Below are 23,056 nucleotides of genomic sequence, written 5' to 3' on the forward strand. Positions count from 1 at the left end.
CCCTAGCCCGGGAAGTTGTAGAGCCGGCGGGTGTTGGTCTCGACCATCATCCGCACCTCGTCGTCCGGCACGTCCCGGAAGGCTTGCTCGGCGCGCTTGCGACTGTGCGGCCAGTGCGAGTCGGAGTGCGGGTAGTCACACTCCCAGGTGATGGTTTCCACGCCGATCCGGTGCCGCTGCTCCACGCCGAAGTCGTCGTCGATGAAGCAGCCGTGGAAATGCTTGCGGAACAGCTCCGACGGCCGCACGCGGGAGTCGATGTTCTGGTACCAGCGGTGCTTCTCCCAGACGTAGTCCGCCCGCTCCATCAGGTAGGGGATCCAGCCGATCCCCCCTTCGGACAGCCCGAACTTCAGCTCCGGGTGCTTGTGGAGCACGGGCGAGAACAGCAGGTCCGACGCCGCGTACATGGAGTTGCAGCCGAACAGCGTGATCATCACGGCCATCGGCGCCTCGGGTGCGGTCGTCGGCGCTTGGCCGGAACTGCCGAAGTGGATCGCCAGCGGCATCCCGGTCTGGGTGGCGGCCCGGAAGACGGGGTCCCAGTGGTCGGTGTGGAAGGACGGCAGGCCGCGCGGAACCGGATTCTCCGGAAAGCCGATCGCCTTCGCCCCCTTGGCGGCCGTCCGGTGGATCTCGGCGACGCACGCGTCGACGTCCCAGAGCGGCAGGATGACAAGGGGAAGCAGCCGGTCCGGCGCGGCGGCGCACCACTCGTCGAGCACGTAGTCGTTGTAGGCGCGGACGCACGCGAGGCGCAGTTCCTCCGGACCGCGATGCAGGAACACCGTGCCCGCGAATCCGGGGAAGGACGGGAAGCACAACGCGCCCCACACCCCGTCGAGATCCATGTCGGCCAGCCGGGCTTTGGGGTCGTAACAGCCCGGGATCATCTCGTCGAAGCGCACCGGATCCACGCCGAACTGGTCCGGGCTCTTGCCCGCCACCGCGTTCAGTCCGATGGACGGATAACGCTGACCGGCGTAGTGCCAGACCTGCGCCGGTGGTGCGGACGGGTCTTCGACCGAGGGCTCCTCGACGATTCGCGGACCCTCCGCGAGCCACTTGCGTGGCAGCCGGTCGGCCCAGACGCGCGGGTGCTCGACGAGATGGTCGTCGGTGGAGATCAGCTTCATGTCCGGCTGCAGCGGCACGGTTCCTCCTCACGCCACCAGGCTGGGTGCCCGGGTGGTGAACGTGATCTCGATGGGTTCGCCCGGCACCGCGGTCTGCCCGCGGTGGATCCGGGGCGGGTTCTGGTTGACGGCGGTGAAGTCGAAGCGGCGGTAGACCTGGACCAGTAGCTCGCCCATCTCGACCTTGGCGAACGGCATTCCCAGGCACACTCGGGGCCCGCCGGCGAACCCGATCAGGGCGTACCGGTGACGCCGGTGCTCGGCGCGCGGCTCCGCGAACCGGTCCGGATCGAACATGTCCGGGTCGGCGAACAGTTCCGGGAGCCGGTGGGTGGCCGCGGGTGAGAGCTGGATGAACGTTCCGGCGGGGATGGTGAATCCGGCGAACTCGACGTCCCGGGACACCGCCCGGCCGATGATCGGCAACGGAGGGTAGAGACGTTCGGTCTCCATCAGCACGTCGTTGAGGTACGGGCTGCGCCGGAGGATCCCCACGCTGGTCTCGTCCGGCAGCGTGTCGATCTCCTCCCGCACGCGCTGCGACTGCTCCGGATGTGCGCCGAGCAGCCACAGCAGGAACGACGAGACCGAGGCCGTCGTCTCGTGCCCGGCGAGCATCAGCACGAGGACCTGCGCGGCGATCGCCTCCGGGTCGAGCGGAGCGCCCGTCTCGTCTGCCGTGGTCGCCAGCACCTCGAGTACGTTGTCCTGCGTCCCACGGTCCCGGGCGCTCGCGATCAGCGGTCGCAGCATTCCCCGGACCCGCGCACCGGCTTCGCCGTCCATCCCGAAGGACGCGTCGACCATCGGATCGGTGCCCGCCGCCATCATCCGCTCGTACTCGGTGGTGAACTCGCGCATGAGCCCCACGTCGGTGATCCCGCAGAACGCCCGCGCGGCGACCTCGAAGATCATGTGGCGCAGCGCGTCGTCCACGGCCACCGCGCGGTCGGCCCAGCCGTCGAGGTGCTTGGCGATGACCTCGCGCATCATCCCGAACTGCCGCATGAGTGCACCGCCGGTGACCCCGGGCTGCATCGTTTTGCGCCAGCTGCGGTGGGGCGGACCGTCGAGCGCGACCAGCGCCTCCTCGCCCCACACCTTCCGGACGGGGGCGTACACCGGTCCCCACTGGAACGTGTCGACGTCCTTCAGGACGAGTTCGTTGGCCTCGGCTCCGATCAGGAAGACCATGCCGGGGTTGGCGTTCGGCACGTTCAGGCCGAACAGCGGACCGACAGTCTCGTACCCCCGCACGAAATGCGGTACGGGGTCCTCGGCGTACTCGGGCCGCCACTCGATCCGGGGCAACTCGGCGAGCTCCCTACCCATATTCGGTCCCTTTCATCAGACTGACCGACACTGACTGTACACTCCGTCAGTGTGACGTTCCATGGCATCGGGGAGCGACTCCCCACGCTCGTCCCGGACGGCCCCGCACACCTCGGGACGGTGCCGCCGTTCTGGGCCTTCGCCGGACGCGCGTTCGGCGGATTCAGCTCCGCGGCGGCCCTCACCGGCGCCGCCGCGTTCGCACCATCGGGCTCGGTCGCGCTCGCCGCCCGGATCTCGTTCGTCTCCCCCACGCTGGTCGGACCGTTCCGGATCGAGGCGACCGACGTCCGGCTCGGCCGTTCCTCGAGCGCGGTCAACGTCCGGCTCACCCAGGACGGCCAGACGCGCGTGACCCTCGCGTCGTGGTTCGTCCGGCCGGACCTGCTCCCCGCTCCGGAGCCCACCCCGCCGCCGCGGGCCGACCCGTCCGCGTGCCCCGGCACCTGGCGGGACACGAAGAACGCCTTCGACAGCGCCTTCGAGCGACGGACGATCCACTTCCCCGCGACGTCCGACGCGTTCGCACTCCACGGGCCGCGGGTAGAGCTGTGGATCCGACGATCGGGCGGCCCGCCTCCGGACGCGGTGAGTCGCCAGGCGGACGATCTGATGCTGTTCGACGCTCACTTGGCCGAGACCGTCATCGAGGGCCTGCACGCGGATCGCACCCGCTCGTTCAGCATCGATCTGTCGGTGACCTGGGCGGGCGGCCCGTGGATCCGGTCCGCCACACCGGAGGGCGCGGACGACGGAGGTGACGCCTGGCGACGCCTGACCACCGTCGGGTCGGCCGCCGGCCGCATCGGAACCTCCGGCGGAACCCTCACCGACGTCTCCGGCTCCACGATCGCGACGGCGACGCAACTCGTCGCCGTCGGTCCCCCGCGCTCGGACGAAGGAGGACGGAAGCGATGACGAAGGTGTTCGAGGGCATCCGGGTACTCGAGCTCGCGACCTGGGGATACATCCCGTCCGCCGGGGTAGCGCTGGCGGATTGGGGCGCCGAGGTCATCAAGATCGAGCATCCGGCCCACGGAGATCCGATGCGCGGCCTGGTGCTCTCCGGATTGGCCGGCGCCGACGTCGACTTCATGTTCCAGCTGATGAGCCGGGGCAAACGCAGCGTCGGGCTGGACCTCACCCGACCCGAGGCACGGGAGGTGCTGCTCGCACTGGCGGCCACCGTCGACGTCTTCCTGACCAACTACCTGCCGCCGGTGCGCCGCAAGCTCGGCGTCGACGTGGACGACCTGCGGGCGGCGAATCCCCGGCTCATCTATGCCAAGGGCAGCGGGCTGGGTCCCCAGGGCGCGGAGGCGGATGTCGGTGGCTTCGACTTCGCCTCCTACTGGGCACGCGGTGGACTGGCCTTCGTCTCCGACACGGGCCTCGAGAACGGGCCACCGCCGATGCCGGGTGGCGCGTTCGGCGATCTGCAGGCCGGTCTGTACACCGCCGGTGGGGTGGCGGGGGCGCTGTTCCACCGGGAGCGCACCGGACAGGCACCGGTCGTCGACACCAGCCTCCTCGGCGCGGCCGTCTGGGCGACCGCGCCCCACATCGCGGCGTCCGGCCTGTACGGGATCGACGCGGCTCCCCGGCCGCAGCACGATCGGCCGCCCAACGTGCTCTCCAACACCTACGCCACGGCGGACGGCAGGCACGTCACTCTCGTGATGCTCGAATCCGACCGGTTCTGGGCACCGCTGATGGAGGTCGTCGGAAGGCGCGACCTGGCCGACGACCCCCGGTTCGCCGACGCCGCCGCCCGTCGGGAGAACAACACCGCCTGCGTCCGCGAGCTGGAGGCGATCTTCGCCGCCCGTCCGCTGGACGAGTGGCGGGACGTCCTGAGCAGGCAACGCGGAGTCTGGTCGGTCGTCCAGTCCCCACGGGAAGTCGCGGCCGACCCGCAGGTCCGGGCCAACGGCTACACCCGCACGCTGCCGCTCGACGGCGGACGCACGGTCGACGTCGTCACCCCGCCGATCCAGTTCGACGGCGCCCGGCCCGACCCCGTCCCCGCCCCCGCGCTCGGCGCCGACACGGAGTTGGTGCTGCTGGAATCGGGCCTGGACTGGGACCGGATCGCCGCGCTCAAGGAGGCCGGGGCGATCACCTGATCAGCCCACGCGCGTTTTCGATTCCCAGATACGGAGGAGTTGGACGGTGGACCTCGCGCTGACCGCGGCGGAACGCGACTTCCGGGAACAGGTGCGCTCCTGGCTCGCCGAACACGTACCCAAACAGGCGCGCCCGCTCGACCTGGCCGAGCGCCGGGAGTACGACCTGGCCTGGCAGCGAACCCAGTACGACGGCGGCTGGGCGGGCATCGCGTGGCCCACCGAGTACGGCGGGCGCGGGCTCGATCTGCTGGAGCAGATGATCTGGTACGAGGAGTACGCCCGTGCCGAGGCACCACCGCTGGGCACCTGCTTCGTGGGGCTCGCCCATGCCGGGCCCACGCTGATCAGCCGCGCGACGGCTGCGCAGAAGGCCGCGTACCTGCCTCCGATCCTGCGCGGCGAACACATCTGGTGCCAGGGATTCAGCGAGCCCGGCGCCGGATCCGACCTCGCCTCTCTCTCGACCCGCGCCGTCGTCGACGGAGACGACCTCGTCGTCAACGGCACCAAGATCTGGACCAGCTACGCGAGCGTCGCCGACTATCAGGAGCTGCTGGTCCGGACCGACCCGCAGGCGCCGAAACACCGCGGCATCAGCTGGGTCGTGTGCGACATGCGGTCCCCCGGAATCACCATCCGTCCCATCCCGACGCTCAACGGCGAACTGGATTTCTGCGAAGTCTTCTACGACGACGTCCGGATTCCGCTGGCGAACGTGGTGGGCGAGATCAACGCGGGCTGGTCGGTGGCGATGTCGACGCTGTCGTTCGAGCGCGGCACCGCGTTCATGGCCGAGCAGATCGAGCTCGCCCGGCAAGTCGAGGACTTGCTCGACGCGGCCCGGGTGCTTCCCGGCCCGGACGGCGCACGCCCCGCGATCTCCGACGACGGCATCGCGCGCGAGCTGGCCAGGGTCCGCGCCGAAGTCGCGTCGCTACGGGCGATGACGTACCTCGGCATCTCCCGGATCGCGCGCAGCGGAGCGCCGGGTCCGGAGGGCTCGATGCTGCGGTACCACTACAGCACCGTGTGGCAGCGCGTCTACCGGCTGGCGATGGACGTCGTCGGCGACGGCGCCGTGCTCGGCGGTCGCGACGGCGACGGCCGGTGGACCCATGCCTACCTCAACAGCCTGCGTTCGACCATCGCCGCGGGCACCAAGGACATCCAGCGCACGATCATCGCGGAGCGGGTCCTCGGCCTGCCCCGCGCGAGCTGAGGGAGCCCCGATGGATCTGCTTCCCGACGTCGAAGAACGACAGATCGTCGACGCCATCGGCGCGTTCCTCGACGATCGCCTGCCGCTCGATCGGGTGCGGGCGCACAACGACGAGCCCGGTGACGCTCGTCCCGTCAGCCGAGCCGCGTGGGCGGGGTTCGCCGAGCTGGGCCTGTTCGGGCTGGGCCTGAGCGAGGAGGCAGGCGGCGCAGGCTACGGGATCGCCGAAGAGCTGCTGGTGGCCCGCGAGCTCGGGCGGCGCCTCACTCCCGGCCCGGTCGTATCCACGGTGCTGGCAGCACACCTCGCGGCGGCGGCGGGGAACACCGCCCTGGTGGCGGAGCTGACGGGCGACGACGCCCCGGCCGCCCTCGCGGAGCCCTTCCGGGATCCGCGCGCTCGCGGCGGCGCCGCGGTGAGCGGCCGGTTCCTGGTGTCCGACCGGCCCGGCGCCCGCTACGTGCTGGCCGTCGTGGAGTCCGACTTCGCGCTGCTGCGCGCTGCGGACCTGCCTCCGACGACCCTGGTGCAGGGGCTCGACCGCGGTGTGCGGCTGACGCTGGCCGATCTCGACGGCGCCCGGCCGGTGGTGCACGGCCGCTATCCGGCACTGCGGTGGCGTGCGGAAGTACTGACCGCGGCGACGTCGTGCGGCGTCGCCGAGGCCGCACGGGACCGCTCGGTGGCGTACGCCGGCACCCGCCGTCAGTTCGGCCGGCCGATCGGCGCGTTCCAAGCCGTCGCCCACCGGTGCGCCGAGATGGGCGTTCGCTGCGAGTCCGCGACGGCGCAGACCATCTATGCCGGGCTCGTGCTGGCTGAAGGACGGGAGGACGCCGCGTTCCAGGCCGCCGCCGCCAAGCTGGTCGCCACCGCCGCCGCGGTCGACAACGCCGCGGACGACGTGCAGAACCACGGCGGAATGGGATTCACCGACGAGAGCGGCGCACACCTGTTCCTGCGTCGTGCCCGGCTGCTGGAGCACCGGTTCGGAGCCGGCCCGGTGCACGCCGGACGGCTGCTGACCGAGCCGGCTCCCGGCTGAACGGACGCCTGGCTCAGCGGAGCCCGCGCGCCACCATCTGCTGGGGGACCGTCTGGTATTCCGGCATCAGGTGGCCGCGGCGCAGCCAGTTGCCCCCGTCGACCACGAGGGTGTGACCGGTGACGTAGGCGGCGTCGTCGGAGGCCAGAAACACCGCGGCACGGCCCAGTTCGTGGACCTCACCCGCCCGGCCGAGCGGCACCGTACGCGCCGCTCGCTCGCGGGCAGCGTCGAGCGACTCCTCCGCGTGCATCTGCGCCTGCACCGTGGGGTTCGGAAAGACGCCGGGTGCGATCGCGTTGACCCGGATACCGTGCGCGCCCCACTCGACGGCCAGCGTCTGGGTGAGGTTGGCGACGCCGGCCTTGGCCGCAGCCGACGCGGCCACGCCGGGGCAGCCGCTGTAGATGTGCGTCGACACGATGTTGATGATCGAGCCGCCGTACCCCCGCGCGATCCAGTGCCGCGCAGCGGCCCAGGAACACAGGAAAGTCCCGGTCAGGACGATGTCGACGATCGTCCGCCAGCCGTTGGGGGTGTAGTCCTCGGCCGGCACCACGAAGTTGCCCGCGGCGTTGTTGACCAGCACGTCCAGCCTGCCGTGGGCGTCCACCACGTCGGCGACCAGTGCCTGCACCGCATCGGCGTCGCGGATGTCGACCACGCGGGCACTCGCGGATCCACCGTCCTCGGTGATCACCCGGACCCCGGCCTCCAGATGTTCGGCGCGCCGGGAGGCGAGGACCACATGTGCGCCTTCCCTCGCCAACTCGCGGGCGATACCGAGCCCCAGGCCGGTTCCGCCGCCGGTGACCAGCGCTACCCGGCCCGCCATCGTTACCACAGTCGTCCTCCCTCGCCGGGCGGCCGTTCGCCACCCTCGCCAAAGACTAGACGCCATAGTCAGAGACTGACACGATGTCATTAGATTCACACCTATACAGGAGGAACGATGACCCGCAGCGATCGGCGCCCTGTCACCCGATCCGTCGGCTCCTTCGGTTTCCAGCCGGTCGTCGGGCTGGCCGCCCCGGACCCCGAGCGAGCGATTCGCAACGAGACCACGGTCATGGGGCTTCCCCTCGTCGGGCACTACCTCTATGGGGCGTTCGTCACCGAGGACGGATATCGCGCCGCTCCGCAGCGCCATATCCGCGACGAGGTCGCGGTCAGCCTCTTCTACTACGAAGCCGACAAGCCGGATGCCGTGCTGGCCCACCGCGGATCGGCGAACCGTGCCCACCGCGGCATCTGCGAGGTCGGGCGCGACGCGGACGGCCGCTACGGCTGGTGGCATCCCGAGCCCGACCCGCGCTTCGTGTTCGTTGAGGACACCACATCGGCGCGGTGGCGCGACCGCGGCTTCGTCGAGGCCGAGGGCACGCTGATCGGCGAGGTGATGCAGTACGCCATTCCGGACGCCGAGGAACCGCTGGTCTACACCTCACGGGTCTACCGCTGCCCCGAGGCCGTCGTGGACGGCCGGCCGGCCCGCGGTTACTTCTTCCACGACGAGGTCTACCTGCGCCAGGGGCACTCCTGGGTGGCCAGCCGTTATCTGCACGGTCTGGAGAGCGCGTGGACCGCGTTCGTCACCGAGTTCGAGGACGGCGCCGTCCACGCCGGACACCTGATCTGGAGCAACGAGAACTTCCGCCTCGCGCTCATCCAGCGCACCGACGGTCCGCCGGTTCTGCAGACGGCCATCCCGGGTGAGGTGGAGCTGGACGATCAGGGCTACTACGCCCACGCACGGCACGACCTCGGCGACGACGGCGTCTGGGTCTGGCGACCGATCCACCCCGACGGCGGCCGGATGCCCCCCTCCCCGTTCGAGGACGGTCCCCGGTGGCGTGAGGGCCTGGTGACCCTCGAGGACGAGAAGCGCGCGGTCGTCGTCAACAACGCGTGGAGCGAGTCCTACCCGAAGTTCTTCGACCCGACCTCCTGAGCGTCTTCCGCTCGCGTCCCCGTTCGAGGAGAGCCTGGTTCAAAGGAGAGCCGATGACCGCTACCCTGTCCCGCTCCGCCGCCGCCGAACGCTTCCGGGACCGGCCGGGCCGGCTGCTCATCGACGGTGAGCTCGTCGACGCCGCCCGCGGCGAGCGGTTCACCGTCATCGATCCCACCACCGAGGAGGAACTCGGCCAGGTCGCCAGGGCCGGCACCGAGGACGTCGACCGCGCCGTCACGGCCGCCCGGGCCGCCTTCGCCGACCGCCGGTGGAGCGGCCTGCCACGGGCCCGCCGCGAGGCGGTTCTCCACCGGCTGGCCGATCTGGTGGAAGGCGCCACTGCCGAGCTGGCCGCCCTCGACGTGCTCGAGAACGGCATGCCGCTCGCGTTCGCGCAGTACGAGATCGGCTCGGCCGTGGCGATGATCCGGTACTTCGCCGGGTGGCCGACGAAGGTGGAGAGCACCGTGCTCGCCACCGACGACCCGATCTTCGGTTACACCCGCCGGGAGCCGGTCGGCGTGTGCGCGGGCATCGCCCCGTGGAACGCTCCGGTGACCAATCCACTGCTGAAGATCGTCCCGGCACTGGCCTGCGGCAACACCGTGATCGCCAAGCCGGCTGAGCAGACACCCCTGACTGCCGTCCGGATCGCCGAACTGTGCCTGGAGGCCGGGATACCCCCGGGGGTGGTCAACGTCCTCCAGGGACCGGGCGACGTGGGCGCCGCGCTCGTCGCGCACCCCGGCGTCGACAAGATCGCCTTCACCGGCTCCACGGCGACCGGCAAGCTGATCCAGCGCGAGGCGGCCGCGACGTTGAAGCGGGTGACCCTGGAGCTGGGCGGGAAGAGCCCCAACATCCTCTTCGCCGACGCCGACCTCGAGGCGGCGATCCCCGGCGCGCTGATGGCCGTCTTCGCGAACTCCGGGCAGGTCTGCTTCGCCGGAACCCGGCTGTTCGTGGAACGCCCCATCCACGACGCCGTCGTCGAGGCGCTCGCGGCGGGCTCGGCGCAGATGGTGGTCGGCGACGGGTTCGATCCGGCGACGCAGCTCGGTCCGCTCGTGTCCGCCGCGCAGTTCGACCGCGTGCGGGGCTACATCGAGGCCGGTGTCGCGGGCGGGGCCACCCTCGCCCACGGCGGCGACCGGGTCGGCGACCGGGGGTACTTCGTGCGGCCGACCGTCTTCGCCGGCGCCGACAACACGATGCGCATCGCCCGCGAGGAGATCTTCGGCCCCGTCGTCACCGTGATCCCGTTCGACGACGAGTCCGAGGTCCTGCGACTGGCCGACGACACCAACTTCGGTCTCGGCGCGGGTGTCTGGACACGGGACCTCTCGCGTGCCCACCGGGTCGCGGCGTCGCTGCGGGCCGGAGTGGTCTGGGTCAACACCTACGGGGACCTCTCCGCCACCGTTCCGTTCGGTGGGTTCAAGCAGTCGGGGATCGGGCGGGAGTTCGGCACCGCCGCGCTCGACGCCTACACCGAGCACAAGAGCGTCCTGGTCAAGCTGTGACGAGTCGGAGAGGGAGCCGCCGATGAAGGTCGACGCCGCCGTCCTGTACGGCGTGGGTGAGCCGTACAAGATCGAGGAAATCGAGCTGGACGCGCCCCGCGAGCGCGAGGTGCTGGTCGAGCTGACCGCCTCCGGCCTGTGCCACTCCGACGACCACCTGGTCACCGGCGACGTCCCGCTGCCCGGACCGATGGTCGCCGGCCACGAGGGTGCCGGAGTGGTGGTCGACGTCGGGTCGCAGGTGACCCGGGTGAAGCAGGGTGACCACGTCATCCTGCACCCGGTACCCAGCTGCGGGCAGTGCCGCTGGTGTGTGACCGGCCGGGCCAACCTGTGCGATCTGGGCGCGTTCGCGCTCACCGGATACGCCCCGGACGGCACCTACCGGCGCCACCTCAAGGGCGAGGACATCGGCGCCTTCTGCCAGCTGGGCACGTTCTCGCCCTACACGACGGTCTCGGAGACCCAGGTCGTCGCGATCGACGCGGACGTGCCGCTCGAGGTCGCGGCGCTGATCGGCTGCGGCGTGACGACCGGCGTCGGCGCCGCGACGAAGGTCGGCCGGGTACAGCCGGGCGACGTGGTGGTCGTGATCGGAGTGGGCGGTGTCGGCACCAGCGCGGTGCAGGGCGCCCGGATCGCGGGGGCGTCGACGATCGTGGCCGTGGAGCCGGGTGAGTACCGGCGACGGCGCGCCGCGGAGTTCGGTGCCACGCACTCCGCCGCGAGCGTCGAGGACGCCACCGGCCTGGTCCGCGACCTGACGCACGGTGTGATGGCGGACGTCGTCCTCATCACCGTGGGCGTGATGCACGGCGAGTTGCTCGGCCAGGCGCTCGCTCTCACCTCCAAGGGTGGCCGGTGCGTGATCACCTCGGTCGCCCCGCTCGCCGAGACGACCGCGGCGGTGTCACTGTTCGATTTCGCGATGTCGAACAAGCGCCTTCTCGGGCACGTCTACGGAGAGGCGAACCCGCAGGACGACTTCCGGCGGCTGGTGGATCTCTACCGCAGCGGCGCGCTGCGGCTGGACGAGATGATCACCCAGGAGTTCACGCTCGCGCAGATCAACGAGGGGTTCGCGGCCATGCACGCCGGCACCACGGTCCGCGGAGCGATTCGCTACCGCTGACGCATCACGAAAAGCACCTCGCTTCCCGGCCGGGAAGCGAGGTGCTTTTCTCGAACGGTCAGGCGCGGCGTAGCGTGATCCCGGCCGCCTCCCGGTCCCAGGTGGCCTCCGACACTCCCCGCTTACGCAGGTCGGTCTTGCGTACCTTCATCGTCGGCGTGCGGGGCAGCTCGTCGACCAGTTCGAAGTACCGGGGCACCGCGAAGTGCGCCAGCCGCTGCGACAGGAACGCCACCAGCTCGGGAAGGTCGATCGTGGCGTCCTCGCCCAGCAGGAGATAGGCCATGACTTCGTCCTCGCCGAACTCCGCCGGCACCGGGACGCACGCGGCTTCCCTGACCGCGGGATGGCGGACGATCTCCCGCTCGACCTCGAGGCTGGAGATGTTCTCGCCCCGCCGGCGGATCGCGTCTTTGATCCGGTCGACGAAGTGCACTTCGCCCCGCTCGTCCAGCCGCACCTGGTCGCCGGTGTGGAACCAGCCGTTCCGCCAGGCCCTGGCCGTCTCCTCCGGCTTGTTCAGGTACTCATGGGTGATCACCCACGGATCCTGAGCTCGAACGATCAGCTCGCCGGGCTCACCCGTGGGAACCGGGATGTCGTGCTCGTCGACGACCCGTAACTCGAACCCGGCCGACACCGGGCCGCACGAGGTGGGATCTGTGATCCGGCCGCGGGTGACGACCGGCGGCGGCAACTCGGTCATCGCGTGGACTTGGCAGAGCTCCTCGATCCCGTACCGCTGGAGGAAGCCGTCGACGTCTGCGGGCAGCGGCACCACGATCATCCGGCGGATCGGGTTGTCGGCGTCGGAGGGGGTGGGGGGCAACGACGCGAGGTACCCCGCCATGGGGCCGAGCAGGAACGCCATCGTGGTGCCGTAGCGGCGGGCGATGTCGAGGAAGCGCTTGCCCTCGAAGTGACTGCAGAGGACGAAGTTGCCCCGGAGCGCCCACACCGCGGTGAGCGGGACCGTGCCGGAGATGTGGAACATCGGCATCACCGACAGATAGGTGTCGCCGGGCTCCAACCGGTCTTCCCACGGCGTACCGGTCGCGCGGACTTGGGTGTAGGTCGTGAGCACGCCCTTGGAGTCTCCGGTGGTACCGGACGTGTAGTTGACGGCTGCCAGGTCCCACGCCTCCAGCGGGGCGGTCAGCGCCGGCGGCTCGACGGAGCCTTCCCGCAGCACCGCGGGGTCGACGAGGAGCTGGGGTGCGCCGTCGATCTCCGCGAACCGCTCTGCCAGTGCCCCCGCGCTGATGATGCGGACGGGCGCGGTGTCCCGCACGAGGTACGCCAGCAGCGGGCCTCGGTAGGAGACGTTGACCGGGACGACGACGGCGCCCAGGAACGACACGCCGAGCCACGCCCGGATCCAGTCGGACCCGTTGGGCAGCATGATCATCACACGGTCGCCCCGGGCGACACCGAGCGTCCGGAGCGCGTTGGCCGCCCGGTACCCCTCGTCGCGAGCCGAGGCGCAGGTCCAGCTCGTGCCCTCCGGCTCCACGATCAAACACTCACGGTCAGGCGTCTCGAGCGCGTTGCGTTCGACCACGTCCCGCAGGACGACGTCGTCACGTCGATGCATGTCAGTTCCTTCAAGTCTCGCCCGGGCCACGCTGCCGGGAGGATTCACTGACGGCGCGATATTGACTGATAGAGTGTTCAATGTAGCGTAGGTCACCTCCCCCAACAAGGAGGAGTTGCCGGCCGGGTGAGGGAGACAGCGTGACCGGAGACGATCGCCCCCTGCCGCAGCCGACCCTGGCGACCGCCGCCTTCTGGTCGTCCGGCGCCGACGGCACGTTGCGCATGTCGCGTTGTTCGGGCTGCCGGCGCTGGTTCCATCCGCCGATGCCGTGCTGTCCCACGTGCGGCAGCACCGAGATCGGGCTCGAGCCGACGAGCGGGCGCGGCACGGTGGTGGCGGTGACCGTCACCCGCCAAGCCTGGCTACGGTCCTTCCCTCCCCCGTTCGCGATCGCGATCGTGGCGATCGAGGAGTCCCCGGAGGCCCGCCTGACGACGAACGTGGTCGGCTGTCCGCCGGACGACGTCCGCATCGGCATGCGGGTGCGCGTACGGTTCGACCATCGCCCGTCCCCGGAGGGGGACGTCTGGATCCCCGACTTCGAACCGGACCCGGACACCGAGCGCGAGCAGGGGCCCGGGCCGCTGCCCGAACCCCGTGACCTCACCCCCGCGCTGCGACGCACCACCGCCGCCGGCCGGGCGACCCGCTTCGAGGACCGGGTGGCGCTGACCGGGGTGGGCCAGTCCCGGGTGGGCCGGCGGCTCATGGTGGACCCGCTCGCGCTCACCGTCGAGGCTTGCCGGGCCGCGGTCGCCGACGCCGGTCTGACCCTCGCTGATATCGACGGCCTGTCCACCTACCCCGGCCCGTCCGCCCACATCGGGATGACCGAGGGGGGCGTCACGCCGGTATCGCAGGCGCTGGGGCTGGCCCCGGTGTGGGTCAACGGCGCCGGGGAGGTTCCCGGGCAGTCGGGATCGATCATCACCGCGATGCTCGCGGTCGCCTCCGGGCTCTGCCGGCACGTGCTCTGCTTCCGCACGGTGTGGGAGTCGTCGCTCACCGCGCTCCAGCGGTCCGGTCGATGGGCGGAGCCGCAGGCACGGGCGACCGGGCTGTCGGAGTGGCGGCTGCCCTTCGGCGCCTCGTCGGCCGCCCAGTGGATCGGGATGCACGCGTCGCACTACCTGCACCGTTACGCCGTCGGGCGGGAGGTCTTCGGACACATCGCGGTGACCGCGCGGGCCGGCGCCGCCCGGAATCCCGAGGCGGTCTACCGGGAACCGATCACGCTCGACGACTACTTCGCGGCGCGGCCGGTGTCGACACCGTTCGGACTCTACGACTGTGACGTCCCGGTGGACGGTGCCACCGCGGTGGTCGTGTCCGCGGTCGAGACCGCGGCGGATCTACCCACGCGTCCCGTCCTGGTGGAGGCCGTCGGCACGCAGATCCTCGAGCGGCTGTCCTGGGACCAGGACACCCTCGACCACCTCCCCCAGTCCCAGGGGCCGGCCGCCCACCTGTGGACCCGCACCGACCTCCGGCCGACCGACGTCGACGTGGCGCTGCTCTACGACGGGTTCACCTTCAACGCCGTGTCGTGGCTCGAAGGACTCGGGTTCTGCGGACCCGGCGAGGCCACGGACTTCGTGGCGGGCGGCAAGACCATCGCGCCGGACGGAGCACTACCGCTCAACCCGCACGGCGGCCAGTTGTCCGCCGGCAGGCTGCACGGTTACGGGTTCGTCCGGGAGGCGATGCTCCAGCTACGGGGGCAGGCGGGCGCCCGTCAGGTGCCGGATGCCCGGGTCGCCGTGGTGACCAACGGCGGCGGGGTGCCGTCGTGCGCGTTGCTGCTGCGATCCGCGTGACCGGACGCGGGGGCCCCGGCTTCGCATCGGCTCGGAGTGGAGATGATGAGGGAGAAGCAACGATCCGGGACATATGAGGGGGGCACCTCGTGAAGAGCAGCACTCGACGCGGGATCGCCGGGGCCGCCGCGGTGGCCGGAGTCAGCGCGATCCTCTGGGCGGCGCGAGACGTTCTGGGCGAGCTCGGTGCGAGGCCGTCGGGTGAGCGGGCCGAGCGGGTACGACGCTCGCCGCAGTACCGCGGCGGAGCGTTCCGCAACCGCGTGCCGGCCAGCGTGCTCTCCAGCGGTCAGGCGCTGAAAATGCTTCGGGAGTGGGCGGCGAGCCGGCACCGCAGGCATCCGGCCGGCTCGGTGCCGGTCGTGACCACTGCCGCCGCCGACGTGCTCTCCCCCGACGGGCTGCACGTCACCTGGTACGGCCACTCCTCGGCGCTGGTGGAGATCGAAGGATGCCGGGTCCTGTTCGACCCGGTCTGGAGCGAGCGTTGCTCGCCGTCGTCCCTCGTCGGACCACGTCGGTTGCACCCGAACCCGGTGCCGCTGGCCCAGTTGCCGCGAGTCGACGCGGTGGTCATCTCCCACGACCACTACGACCATCTGGACGGGCCGACCGTGCGGGGGTTGGTCCGGCTGCAGGAGGTGCCGTTCCTGGTGCCGCTCGGCATCGGCGCGCATCTGGAGCGGTGGGGTGTCCCCGCTGACCGCATCGTGGAGCTGGACTGGGACGAGAGCGTCGTCGTCGCGGGAGTGCGGTTCACCGCGACCGAGGCCCGCCACTTCTCGGGCCGCGCGTTCTCCCGGGACAACACGCTGTGGGCCTCGTGGGTGGTGGCCGGCGCGAAACGGCGCGTCTTCTACACCGGTGACACCGGCTATTTCCCGGACTTCGCCGCCATCGGTGCGACCCACGGCCCGTTCGACGTCACGCTGATGCAGGTCGGCGCGTACGGGCCGAGCTGGCCGGACATCCACATGACGCCGGAAGAGGCGGTGGTCGCGCACCGCGACGTCCGCGGTGAGCTGCTGATCCCGCTGCACTGGGCCACGTTCAACCTCGCCCTCCACGACTGGGCGGAGCCGGCCGACCGCCTCTGGAAGGAGGCCAAAGCGCGTGAGGTCCGGCTGGCCGTGCCGCGACCGGGCGAGCGCGTCGACGTCGACGCGCCGCCGCAGGTCGACGGCTGGTGGCAGCTCCTGGCCTGAGCGCCGGCGTACCTACTTCGCGGGCACGCCGGACGCCCGGGAGATGAGGCTGTCGAAGACGCGGTCGGACACGATCCGACGCACGGCGATCAGCGGGCGAGCGCCGAACCCGACCGCGTAACGGGTCTTCGGACGCCGGGCGGTCACGGCCTTGCCGATCGCGTCGGCGATGACCGACGGCGGCGAGGAGTTGCGACCGCTGTCGGCGTTCGCCGCCATGCCGCCGGCGACCGCGCGGGCCTGCCGTGCGTAGGCGCCGCGCCCGGAGGACTCTTTGAGCTTCTCCGCGGCGATGCCACCCCATTCGGTCTGAATACCGCCCGGCTCGATCACGACCACGTCGACGCCGAACGGCTTGGCCTCCAGGCGCAGGCAGTCGCTGATCGCCTCGAGAGCGAACTTGGTGCCGTGGTACCAGCCGCCGAACGGGGTGTAGAGCTTCCCGCCCATCGACGTGACGTTGACGATGGTTCCGCTGCCCTGCTCGCGCATGTGCGGCAGGACGAGCTGGGCGAGGCGAGCGGCCCCGAAGACGTTGACCTCGAACTGCTGACGCGCCTCGGCCAGCGGCACGTCCTCGATCGCGCCGTACGAGCCATAGCCGGCGTTGTTCACCAGCACGTCGACGCGGCCGGTCTCGGCGATGATCTGCTCGACGCCGGTCCGCATCGAGTCGTCGTCGGTGACGTCCATCGCCAGCGGCCGGATGCCGTCCGCAGCGAGTTTCTCCAGCCGGTCGAGGCGGCGGGCCGCGCCGTAGACGATGAAGCCCAACTCCTGGAGCTTGCGGGCGGTGGCCTCACCGATGCCGGACGAAGCACCGGTGACCAGGGCTGTCTTATTCATTGCGCACCTCATTCGGCTAAGATGAACTTAGTTCATCTTCATCATGAACCATAGTTCACGTTAATGCCAACCCCGCACTCGGCCGCGCAACCCAGGAGCAACCGAATGACACCTTCGCGCCCCCTGCGCGCCGACGCGATCCGCAACCGCGCCAAGATCCTGGCGGCCGCCAGAGACCAGATCAGCGCGCACGGCGTCGAGGTGGGCATGGACGAGATCGCCGCCGCCGCCGGCGTGGCGGTGGGTACGCTCTACCGGCACTTCCCCAACAAAACTGAGCTGATCGCAGCCGTGCTCGGCGACTTCACCGACCAGACGGCGGCGGACGCCGAAGCAGCCGGTCGGCGCGTCAGCGAAGGCGCGCGCGCCGCCGACGAGATCGCTGGATTCCTGGGGCGCGTCCTCGACGCAGCCGCCGTCAACCACGCAGCGAAGGCCGCCGCCAAGAGCCTCGGGGCCTACGTCGGCGCCCCGGACGCCGAGCAACGCGCGGAGGCAGCCATGACGCAGCTCATCCGCGCCGGCCAGACCGAGGGCGACATCTACCCCGACGTCACCGTCGGCGACATCTACCTGCTGGTCAACACCGCGCCCACCGACCAGCCGCCCCCGGTGCGCGCCCGCTGGCTGGCCCTCGCCCTCCGCTCGATCAGCATCCCGCGGTGACCTCCGCGAGACGCGCACGGGCGGCGGGGCCGCACCCGCGGCCCCGCCGCCCGGAAGGGGTCAGGCGGGTCAGAACTCGGTGTTGCCGGCGTCCGGCGCCAGTTCGTGCGCGGTGATGAACTTCGACTCGTCCGAGGCGAGGAACAGCACCGTATTCGCCACGTCCTCGGGCTCGGTGCCCTCGACCGGCAACATGTTGGTGAACATGCCGCCCAGCCGGGGGTAGCCGGCGATCGCCTCACCGAGCACCGTCTGCATGTCGCCCGTGCCCATCGGTGTGTTCACCCCGGTCGGGTGCACGCTGTTGACCCGGATGTTGTGCTGGCCCAACTCGGCGGCAAACGCCTTGGCCATCCCGCGCACCGCCCACTTGCTGGTCGTGTACGGAACCATGAACGGCTGCACCTTCAGCCCCGCCGCGGAGCTGATGATGATGACCGATCCGCCACCGGCCTCGACGAGGTACGGCGCGCCGGCGATCACCGTGTTCCATACACCGGTGACGTTGGTGTCGATCGTGTTCTGGTAAATCTCCGGAGTGACCTTGTCCCAGGGCCGCGGGATACAGATCCCGGCGTTGGCCACGATCACGTCCAGCCGGCCCAGCTCGGCCACCCCGGAGTCGATCGCGGCCTTGAGCGCCGCAGCGTCGCGGACGTCGACCTTCGCCGAGACGATCCGCCGATCGAGCTTCTCGACCAGACCTACCGTCTCCGCCAGGTCCTCGGGCGTCGGCGAGTCGTAGTCGACGCCCGGCAGCGGGCCGGCGATGTCGACCGCGATGATGTCCGCGCCTTCCTGAGCAAGCCGCACGGCGTCCGCGCGCCCCTGCCCTCGTGCCGCGCCGGTGATCAACGCGACCTTGCCCTCGACTCGTCCAGCCATGTTCGCGGTCCTTCCTCTGTGCGGTTGCGGAGCGTAAACACTGATCGGCCGCCTCGCGATCGCCCTGAGCGGGCGGGTGCGAGGCGGCCGGGCATGGGTCAGCCCTGGGCGGCGTGGGCGACGTGCTCCCAGTCGGACCAGGTCTGCAGACGCTGGCCGTAGACGTACTTGACGATGTCGACGGGCTGGCTGCCGAAGAGCACCCGCAGCGGCGGGTTCTCCGCGTCAACGATCTGGAGCAAGGCGTGGCCGGCGGCGGTGGGGTCGCCGTACTCGGTCTTGCCGAGCTGCTCGACGAGCAGATCCCGCAGCGGCTGGTAGACCGGGTTGGGCTCGGCGTGCACCGCCGACGAGCCGCCCCAGTCGGTGGCGAAGCCGCCCGGCTCGACCAGCGTCACCTTGATGCCGAACGGGGCGACCTCCATCGCGAGCGACTCGGACAGGCCTTCCAGAGCCCACTTGGAGGCGTGGTACGCGCCGGTGTTGGCGAATGCGGAGACGCCGCCGATGCTCGAGACCTGGATGATGTGCCCGCTGCCCTGCGCACGCAGGATCGGCAGGACCGCCTGGGTCACGAAGAAGACGCCGAAGACGTTGGTTTCGAACTGGTCCCGCAACTGCTGCTCGGTGACCTCCTCGATCGCGCCGAACTGTCCGTAGCCGGCGTTGTTGACGACTACGTCGAGGCGACCGAACTTCTCGTGCGCGGCCTTCACCGCGGCCTCGACGGCGTTCTTGTCGGTGACGTCGAGGGCGAGCGGCAGGAGAGCGTCGCCGTACTTGGCGGCCAGGTCGTCCAGGGCGCTGAGGGTGCGCACCGTGGCTGCGACCTTGTCGCCGCGCTCGAGTGCGGACTCGGCGAAGGAACGGCCGAAGCCGCGGGACGTACCGGTGATGAACCAGACCTTGCTCATGGGTTTCCCTTCACGGCTGAACGCGCTGCGTGCGGCGCTGCCACCACCCTAGCTCTAAACTTGGACTAGTCTAAGTTTAGATGAGTGTAAGACGTATCATGCTCCGGGGAGGAATCGATGAACCTGCGGGAGCGAAAGAAACTGGCGGCCTGGCGCGCGATCAGCGACGCCGCGCTGCGACTGTTCGAGGAGCAGGGCTACGAGGCCACCACGATCGAGCAGATCGCAGCCGCCGCCAACGTCTCCCGGGCCACCTTCTTCAACTACTTCGGGAGCAAAGAAGCGGTCCTGTTCGACCACGACCCCGAAGCGCGCGACCAGTGGCGCGCCCTCTTGGAGGCACGCAGCGACGAGCCGCTCTGGGACTCGCTGACCGCCGTCATGGTGGACGTCAACGAACGGCTGCGCGACCGCATGCCGCTGCACCGCCGACTCAAAGCGGAGTCACCCGCACTGGCTCAAGCAAGCCAGGCATTCGGCGAACAACTGCGCGCCGACCTGCACAGCTGGATCGTGACCCGGGCCCATGGAGACGACCCGATGACCGCGACGCTGCAACTGAACCTGGCGCTCGCCGCGTCCGCCACCGCCTACCAGAGCTGGAAGGCCGAGGAGGACTTCGACGTGTACCTCCAGCGTCTCCGCGAGTGCCTGGACCAGGCCGGCGCCGGAGTCGCCGTCCCGACTCGATAGGCCTCCCAGCTCTCCTGTTTAGTACCCTCTTCTTGGCGGCCATCGTCGGCGTCGCCGCTCGAGAGGAGCGACTCCCCGTGCACATCGGCATCAGCCGGCCACAGTCCCCGCCGCACCCGATCCCCGACGTCGACGCCGCGGTCGTCGCCCGGCACGCCGAGCAACTCGGGTTCGAGTCGGTGTTCTACGGCGAACACCCCATTCGCCCGGTGGCGCAGGCCGGTCACGCCGTCCACCGCGACGGGGTCCCGTTCTTCCAGGACACGCTTGTCGCACTGTCCCGCATCTCCGCGGCGACGACGACCATCCGCTTCGGCGGCGGCGTGTTCCTCGTCCCTGAGCACAATCCCGTCCAGTTCGCCAAGGAACTCGCCAGCCTCGACCACTACGGCCGGGGACGCCTACTCGTCGGCTGTGGCGTGGGGTGGAGCCGGGTGGAGTGCGAGTTGCTCGGCGGCCACTGGGATCGCCGGTGGGCGCAGACGGAGGAGTCGATCAAAATCATGCGACGACTCTGGACGCAGGACACCGTGACCTACGACGGCGAGTTCTACCGGGTCCCACCGGTGCAGTTGTTTCCCAAGCCCGCGGCGGTCCCCCATCCTCCGATTCTGATCGGAGCCGGAGCCTCGGAACGTACCTTCACCCGCATCGCCGACTACGCGGACGGGTGGCTCCCCGCCTTCGTCACCCGGGAGGCCGCTGCCGGTGCCGCGGCAGTGGTCGCGGCCGGCCGCCGGCGGCTGGACCAGCTCGCCGTCGAAGCGGGACGCGATCCCGCGGCGCTGCAGATCACCGCGATCGCCCGTGGGCTCTCCCGGGCAGGCGCACCGGAGCTGCGGGCGCGCATCGCCGGGTTGGCCGACGCCGGCGCGGATCGCGTGCTGATCTCGATGCCGACGGTCACCTCGGCGCAGGAGGCGGCGGACGCGCTGGACCGGCTGGCAGAAGCCGCGTTCTGATCTATTCCTTGCACTCATCTACGCGGTGTGGTGCGATCCGACCAGACACTGTTGTCCGAGAGGAAACGTCGAAATGGCCGGGCAGTTCAAGGATCAAGTCGTGGTCGTCACCGGCGCTGCCGGTGGCATCGGTCTGGGCATCGCCAAGGCCTTCGCCGACGAAGGCGCGACGGTCGTCGTCGCGGACATCAAGGGCAGCGCGGCGGAGAGTGCGGCGGCACAGTTGGCGACGCCCGGTCTGGCGGTGACCTGCGATGTGACCGACCGGCGTTCGGTCGAGGCGCTCGCCGACGCGGCGTGGAACGCCTACGGGCGGGTCGACGTGGTCGTCAACAACGCCGGAATCTTCCCGCCGCCGGCGGCCGTGATCGACGCCGACGAGGCGAACGTCCGGTGGACGCTCGAGGTGAACGTCATCGGCGTCTGGAACGGCTGCTCCGTCTTCGGGAAGCGGCTGGTCGAGCAGGGCACGCCGGCCCACATCGTCAACCTGGGCTCGGAGAACAGTCTCGGTGTACCGCACACGCACGGCGGCATCTACACCGCGAGCAAGCACGCGGTGCTGGGCCTGAGTGACGTGTTACGTCGGGAACTGCCGGACCACGTGAAGGTGAGCGTCCTCTGCCCTGGCATCGTCCCGTCGGACCTCGGCAGCGCGGTGCGTCATCGTCCGGATCGCTTCGGCGGGCCGGTCACCGACGGCCCCACGACCGGCCCGGCGGCCGACATGGGCATCCCGGCCGACGAGGTAGGCCGCAAGGTGGTCGAGGGCGTGCTGGCCGGGGAGTTCTACATCGTGACCCATCCGCCCGTGCGCGAACTGGCGGATGAGCGGCACGCCGAGATCAGCGCCGCCTTCGAGCGGCAGGCACCCCGGTTCGACGGCGATGAGCGCCTGGACACCCGCAAGGTGTTGGGCTTGGCCTAAGCGCGGAGGGTGGCGCTGCGGGCCGGACGGTACGTCTACGAGACCGGGCCGATCACCGACTCGACGAGCTCCTGCGCTCGCAGCGCGTCGTCGAAGCCGGCCAGGACGGTGTCCGGCGAGGCCCCGTTCGCGGTGAGTACGAAGTCACGACCGCATCGAGGCTATGAGAGAGGGGTTTTGCGTACAGGACATGCTCGCCTTGCCTGCCTCGATGTCGCACAGAGCAGCCACCTCGAGGTTCGGCACGAGTTGGTAGGCCGGAAGCCCCGCACTCCTCCCGTCTGACCGTTGATTTCGGGGCTTCGGGGATGACGTTCGCCATAATGAGTATGCCAAATTTGACCAGCAGGGTGCTGCGACTCGCAATTGCTCAGGTTCGCGTCGGTGGTGCCGATCGGGCTCACGGCGTCCGCAGATGCGCGGGCCTGAGAGTGTGGGGGCAGCTACATGGGCGCACGGTTCGCGGATTTGCGCGTCGGCACGAAGATCATCGCCACGGTGGCGGTGGTCGCCGTGATCATGCTGGTGATCGGCGGGCTGGCCTGGTCACGCATGGGCAGCCTCGACGATCGGATCCAGGGCATCAAGTCCACCAACATCGCACGGCTGAACAACCTCGTGGCCGTCCGCGGCGGGCTCGCAGACGCCTACCGCGGCCTGTTCGTCTACAAGGCCAGCCAACCCGCGGCCCAGCCCGCGGCCGAGGAGGAAGCCAAGGCCGGCCAGGCCGCGGTTGACGAGGCCTGGGCGGCCTACATCGCCACCCCGGACCCCTCGGCCGCCTGGAAGAACAACGTCCAGACCTTCAGCGAGAACTGGACCCCGTACAAAGCACTGGTCAACGTCTTGATCCTCGGTGACCCGGCGCCCTCCGACGGCTCCGTCCCCACGGATCCCCAGGCCCAATCCGCAGCCTGGCTCGCCGCCGAACAGAAGATGAACGACGCCCTGGACACGCTGACCGCGCTGGAGCGGTCGCAGGCAGGCGCCGCCAGCGCCGATGCTCACGAGGAGGCTGACGCCGCCAAGACACTGATCGCCGCGCTGATCGTCGCCGGCCTGATCATCGCGCT

21 protein-coding genes are annotated in these 23,056 nt (G+C 70.3%); 14 read left to right on the forward strand and 7 right to left on the reverse strand.

Features of this window, described 5'->3' with window-relative positions:
• Positions 1 to 2 precede the first annotated feature (2 nt).
• Together BUB75_RS22685 and BUB75_RS22690 are read right to left on the reverse strand one after the other, a co-directional pair.
• Positions 3 to 1,154: an amidohydrolase family protein gene (locus BUB75_RS22685; protein ID WP_143175354.1), complete on the reverse strand. Its 1,152-nt coding sequence runs from the start codon at positions 1,152 to 1,154 to the stop codon at positions 3 to 5.
• A 9-nt stretch (positions 1,155 to 1,163) separates the two neighbouring features.
• Positions 1,164 to 2,468: a cytochrome P450 gene (locus BUB75_RS22690; protein ID WP_073259766.1), complete on the reverse strand. Its 1,305-nt coding sequence runs from the start codon at positions 2,466 to 2,468 to the stop codon at positions 1,164 to 1,166.
• A 51-nt stretch (positions 2,469 to 2,519) separates the two neighbouring features.
• Here BUB75_RS22690 and BUB75_RS22695 point away from each other — a divergent pair, with 51 nt between their 5' ends.
• From BUB75_RS22695 to BUB75_RS22710, 4 genes are read left to right on the forward strand one after another with little or no spacing between them, the layout of a single operon-like run.
• Entirely contained in the window at positions 2,520 to 3,386 is an 867-nt protein-coding gene (locus BUB75_RS22695) for an acyl-CoA thioesterase domain-containing protein (RefSeq protein ID WP_073259767.1), read from the forward strand.
• On the forward strand, positions 3,383 to 4,594 hold the full coding sequence (locus BUB75_RS22700) for a CaiB/BaiF CoA transferase family protein (RefSeq protein WP_073259768.1): 1,212 nt from the start codon (positions 3,383 to 3,385) through the stop codon (positions 4,592 to 4,594). The genes BUB75_RS22695 and BUB75_RS22700 overlap by 4 nt, the downstream gene beginning before the upstream one ends.
• A gap of 46 nt (positions 4,595 to 4,640) precedes the next feature.
• Positions 4,641 to 5,816 carry an acyl-CoA dehydrogenase family protein gene (locus BUB75_RS22705; protein ID WP_073259769.1) on the forward strand — a complete coding sequence of 392 codons (1,176 nt, stop codon included), beginning with the start codon at positions 4,641 to 4,643 and terminating at the stop codon, positions 5,814 to 5,816.
• Between the two features lie 10 nt (positions 5,817 to 5,826).
• Entirely contained in the window at positions 5,827 to 6,861 is a 1,035-nt protein-coding gene (locus BUB75_RS22710; protein WP_073259770.1) for an acyl-CoA dehydrogenase family protein, read from the forward strand.
• A gap of 13 nt (positions 6,862 to 6,874) precedes the next feature.
• Here the strand turns inward: BUB75_RS22710 and BUB75_RS22715 are convergent, their stop codons facing one another.
• Positions 6,875 to 7,696 carry an SDR family oxidoreductase gene (locus BUB75_RS22715; protein ID WP_073259771.1) on the reverse strand — a complete coding sequence of 274 codons (822 nt, stop codon included), beginning with the start codon at positions 7,694 to 7,696 and terminating at the stop codon, positions 6,875 to 6,877.
• 117 nt (positions 7,697 to 7,813) lie between these two features.
• Here BUB75_RS22715 and BUB75_RS22720 point away from each other — a divergent pair, with 117 nt between their 5' ends.
• The 3 genes from BUB75_RS22720 to BUB75_RS22730 are packed head-to-tail and all read left to right on the forward strand — an operon-like array spanning position 7,814 to position 11,470.
• Positions 7,814 to 8,812: a hypothetical protein gene (locus tag BUB75_RS22720; protein ID WP_073259772.1), complete on the forward strand. Its 999-nt coding sequence runs from the start codon at positions 7,814 to 7,816 to the stop codon at positions 8,810 to 8,812.
• A gap of 53 nt (positions 8,813 to 8,865) precedes the next feature.
• Positions 8,866 to 10,338 (forward strand): aldehyde dehydrogenase family protein, encoded by a 1,473-nt coding sequence (locus BUB75_RS22725; protein ID WP_073259773.1) that lies wholly within the window; start codon positions 8,866 to 8,868, stop codon positions 10,336 to 10,338.
• A 22-nt stretch (positions 10,339 to 10,360) separates the two neighbouring features.
• Positions 10,361 to 11,470 carry an NDMA-dependent alcohol dehydrogenase gene (locus BUB75_RS22730; protein WP_073259774.1) on the forward strand — a complete coding sequence of 370 codons (1,110 nt, stop codon included), beginning with the start codon at positions 10,361 to 10,363 and terminating at the stop codon, positions 11,468 to 11,470.
• Between the two features lie 58 nt (positions 11,471 to 11,528).
• On the opposite strand, the gene BUB75_RS22735 is transcribed toward BUB75_RS22730, so the two are convergent.
• Positions 11,529 to 13,064, reverse strand: a complete 1,536-nt coding sequence (locus BUB75_RS22735; RefSeq protein WP_073259775.1) for an AMP-binding protein — start codon at positions 13,062 to 13,064, stop codon at positions 11,529 to 11,531.
• A 140-nt stretch (positions 13,065 to 13,204) separates the two neighbouring features.
• On the opposite strand from BUB75_RS22735, the gene BUB75_RS22740 reads away from it, so the two are divergent.
• Both BUB75_RS22740 and BUB75_RS22745 read left to right on the forward strand, forming a co-directional pair.
• Positions 13,205 to 14,884, forward strand: a complete 1,680-nt coding sequence (locus BUB75_RS22740; protein WP_073259776.1) for a thiolase C-terminal domain-containing protein — start codon at positions 13,205 to 13,207, stop codon at positions 14,882 to 14,884.
• Positions 14,885 to 14,973: 89 nt separating this feature from the next.
• The gene (locus BUB75_RS22745; RefSeq protein ID WP_218617710.1) at positions 14,974 to 16,089 is read left to right on the forward strand and encodes an MBL fold metallo-hydrolase; all 1,116 of its coding nucleotides are present in this window, start codon (positions 14,974 to 14,976) and stop codon (positions 16,087 to 16,089) included.
• A 12-nt stretch (positions 16,090 to 16,101) separates the two neighbouring features.
• Here BUB75_RS22745 and BUB75_RS22750 read toward each other — a convergent pair whose 3' ends face one another.
• Positions 16,102 to 16,935, reverse strand: coding sequence for an oxidoreductase (locus BUB75_RS22750; protein WP_073259777.1), 834 nt, complete (start codon positions 16,933 to 16,935; stop codon positions 16,102 to 16,104).
• A gap of 105 nt (positions 16,936 to 17,040) precedes the next feature.
• On the opposite strand from BUB75_RS22750, the gene BUB75_RS22755 reads away from it, so the two are divergent.
• The gene (locus BUB75_RS22755) at positions 17,041 to 17,601 is read left to right on the forward strand and encodes a TetR/AcrR family transcriptional regulator (RefSeq protein ID WP_073259778.1); all 561 of its coding nucleotides are present in this window, start codon (positions 17,041 to 17,043) and stop codon (positions 17,599 to 17,601) included.
• A gap of 69 nt (positions 17,602 to 17,670) precedes the next feature.
• Here BUB75_RS22755 and BUB75_RS22760 read toward each other — a convergent pair whose 3' ends face one another.
• Together BUB75_RS22760 and BUB75_RS22765 are read right to left on the reverse strand one after the other, a co-directional pair.
• Positions 17,671 to 18,486 carry a mycofactocin-coupled SDR family oxidoreductase gene (locus BUB75_RS22760; RefSeq protein WP_073259779.1) on the reverse strand — a complete coding sequence of 272 codons (816 nt, stop codon included), beginning with the start codon at positions 18,484 to 18,486 and terminating at the stop codon, positions 17,671 to 17,673.
• Positions 18,487 to 18,584: 98 nt separating this feature from the next.
• Complete coding sequence (locus tag BUB75_RS22765) at positions 18,585 to 19,400, reverse strand: SDR family oxidoreductase (RefSeq protein WP_073259780.1); 816 nt, start codon at positions 19,398 to 19,400, stop codon at positions 18,585 to 18,587.
• Positions 19,401 to 19,517: 117 nt separating this feature from the next.
• Between BUB75_RS22765 and BUB75_RS22770 the strand changes: the two genes are divergently transcribed.
• From BUB75_RS22770 to BUB75_RS22785, 4 genes are all read left to right on the forward strand, one after another.
• On the forward strand, positions 19,518 to 20,093 hold the full coding sequence (locus tag BUB75_RS22770) for a TetR/AcrR family transcriptional regulator (protein WP_073259781.1): 576 nt from the start codon (positions 19,518 to 19,520) through the stop codon (positions 20,091 to 20,093).
• Between the two features lie 77 nt (positions 20,094 to 20,170).
• A complete protein-coding gene (locus BUB75_RS22775; RefSeq protein WP_073259782.1) occupies positions 20,171 to 21,055 on the forward strand; it encodes a TIGR03619 family F420-dependent LLM class oxidoreductase in 885 nt (294 codons plus the stop codon).
• A 73-nt stretch (positions 21,056 to 21,128) separates the two neighbouring features.
• On the forward strand, positions 21,129 to 21,983 hold the full coding sequence (locus tag BUB75_RS22780; protein WP_073259783.1) for an SDR family NAD(P)-dependent oxidoreductase: 855 nt from the start codon (positions 21,129 to 21,131) through the stop codon (positions 21,981 to 21,983).
• 447 nt (positions 21,984 to 22,430) lie between these two features.
• Positions 22,431 to 23,056: MCP four helix bundle domain-containing protein (locus BUB75_RS22785; RefSeq protein WP_178379956.1), on the forward strand; the 626-nt coding region annotated here is incomplete at its 3' end.

Source organism: Cryptosporangium aurantiacum (genome assembly GCF_900143005.1).
Taxonomy (GTDB): domain Bacteria; phylum Actinomycetota; class Actinomycetes; order Mycobacteriales; family Cryptosporangiaceae; genus Cryptosporangium; species Cryptosporangium aurantiacum.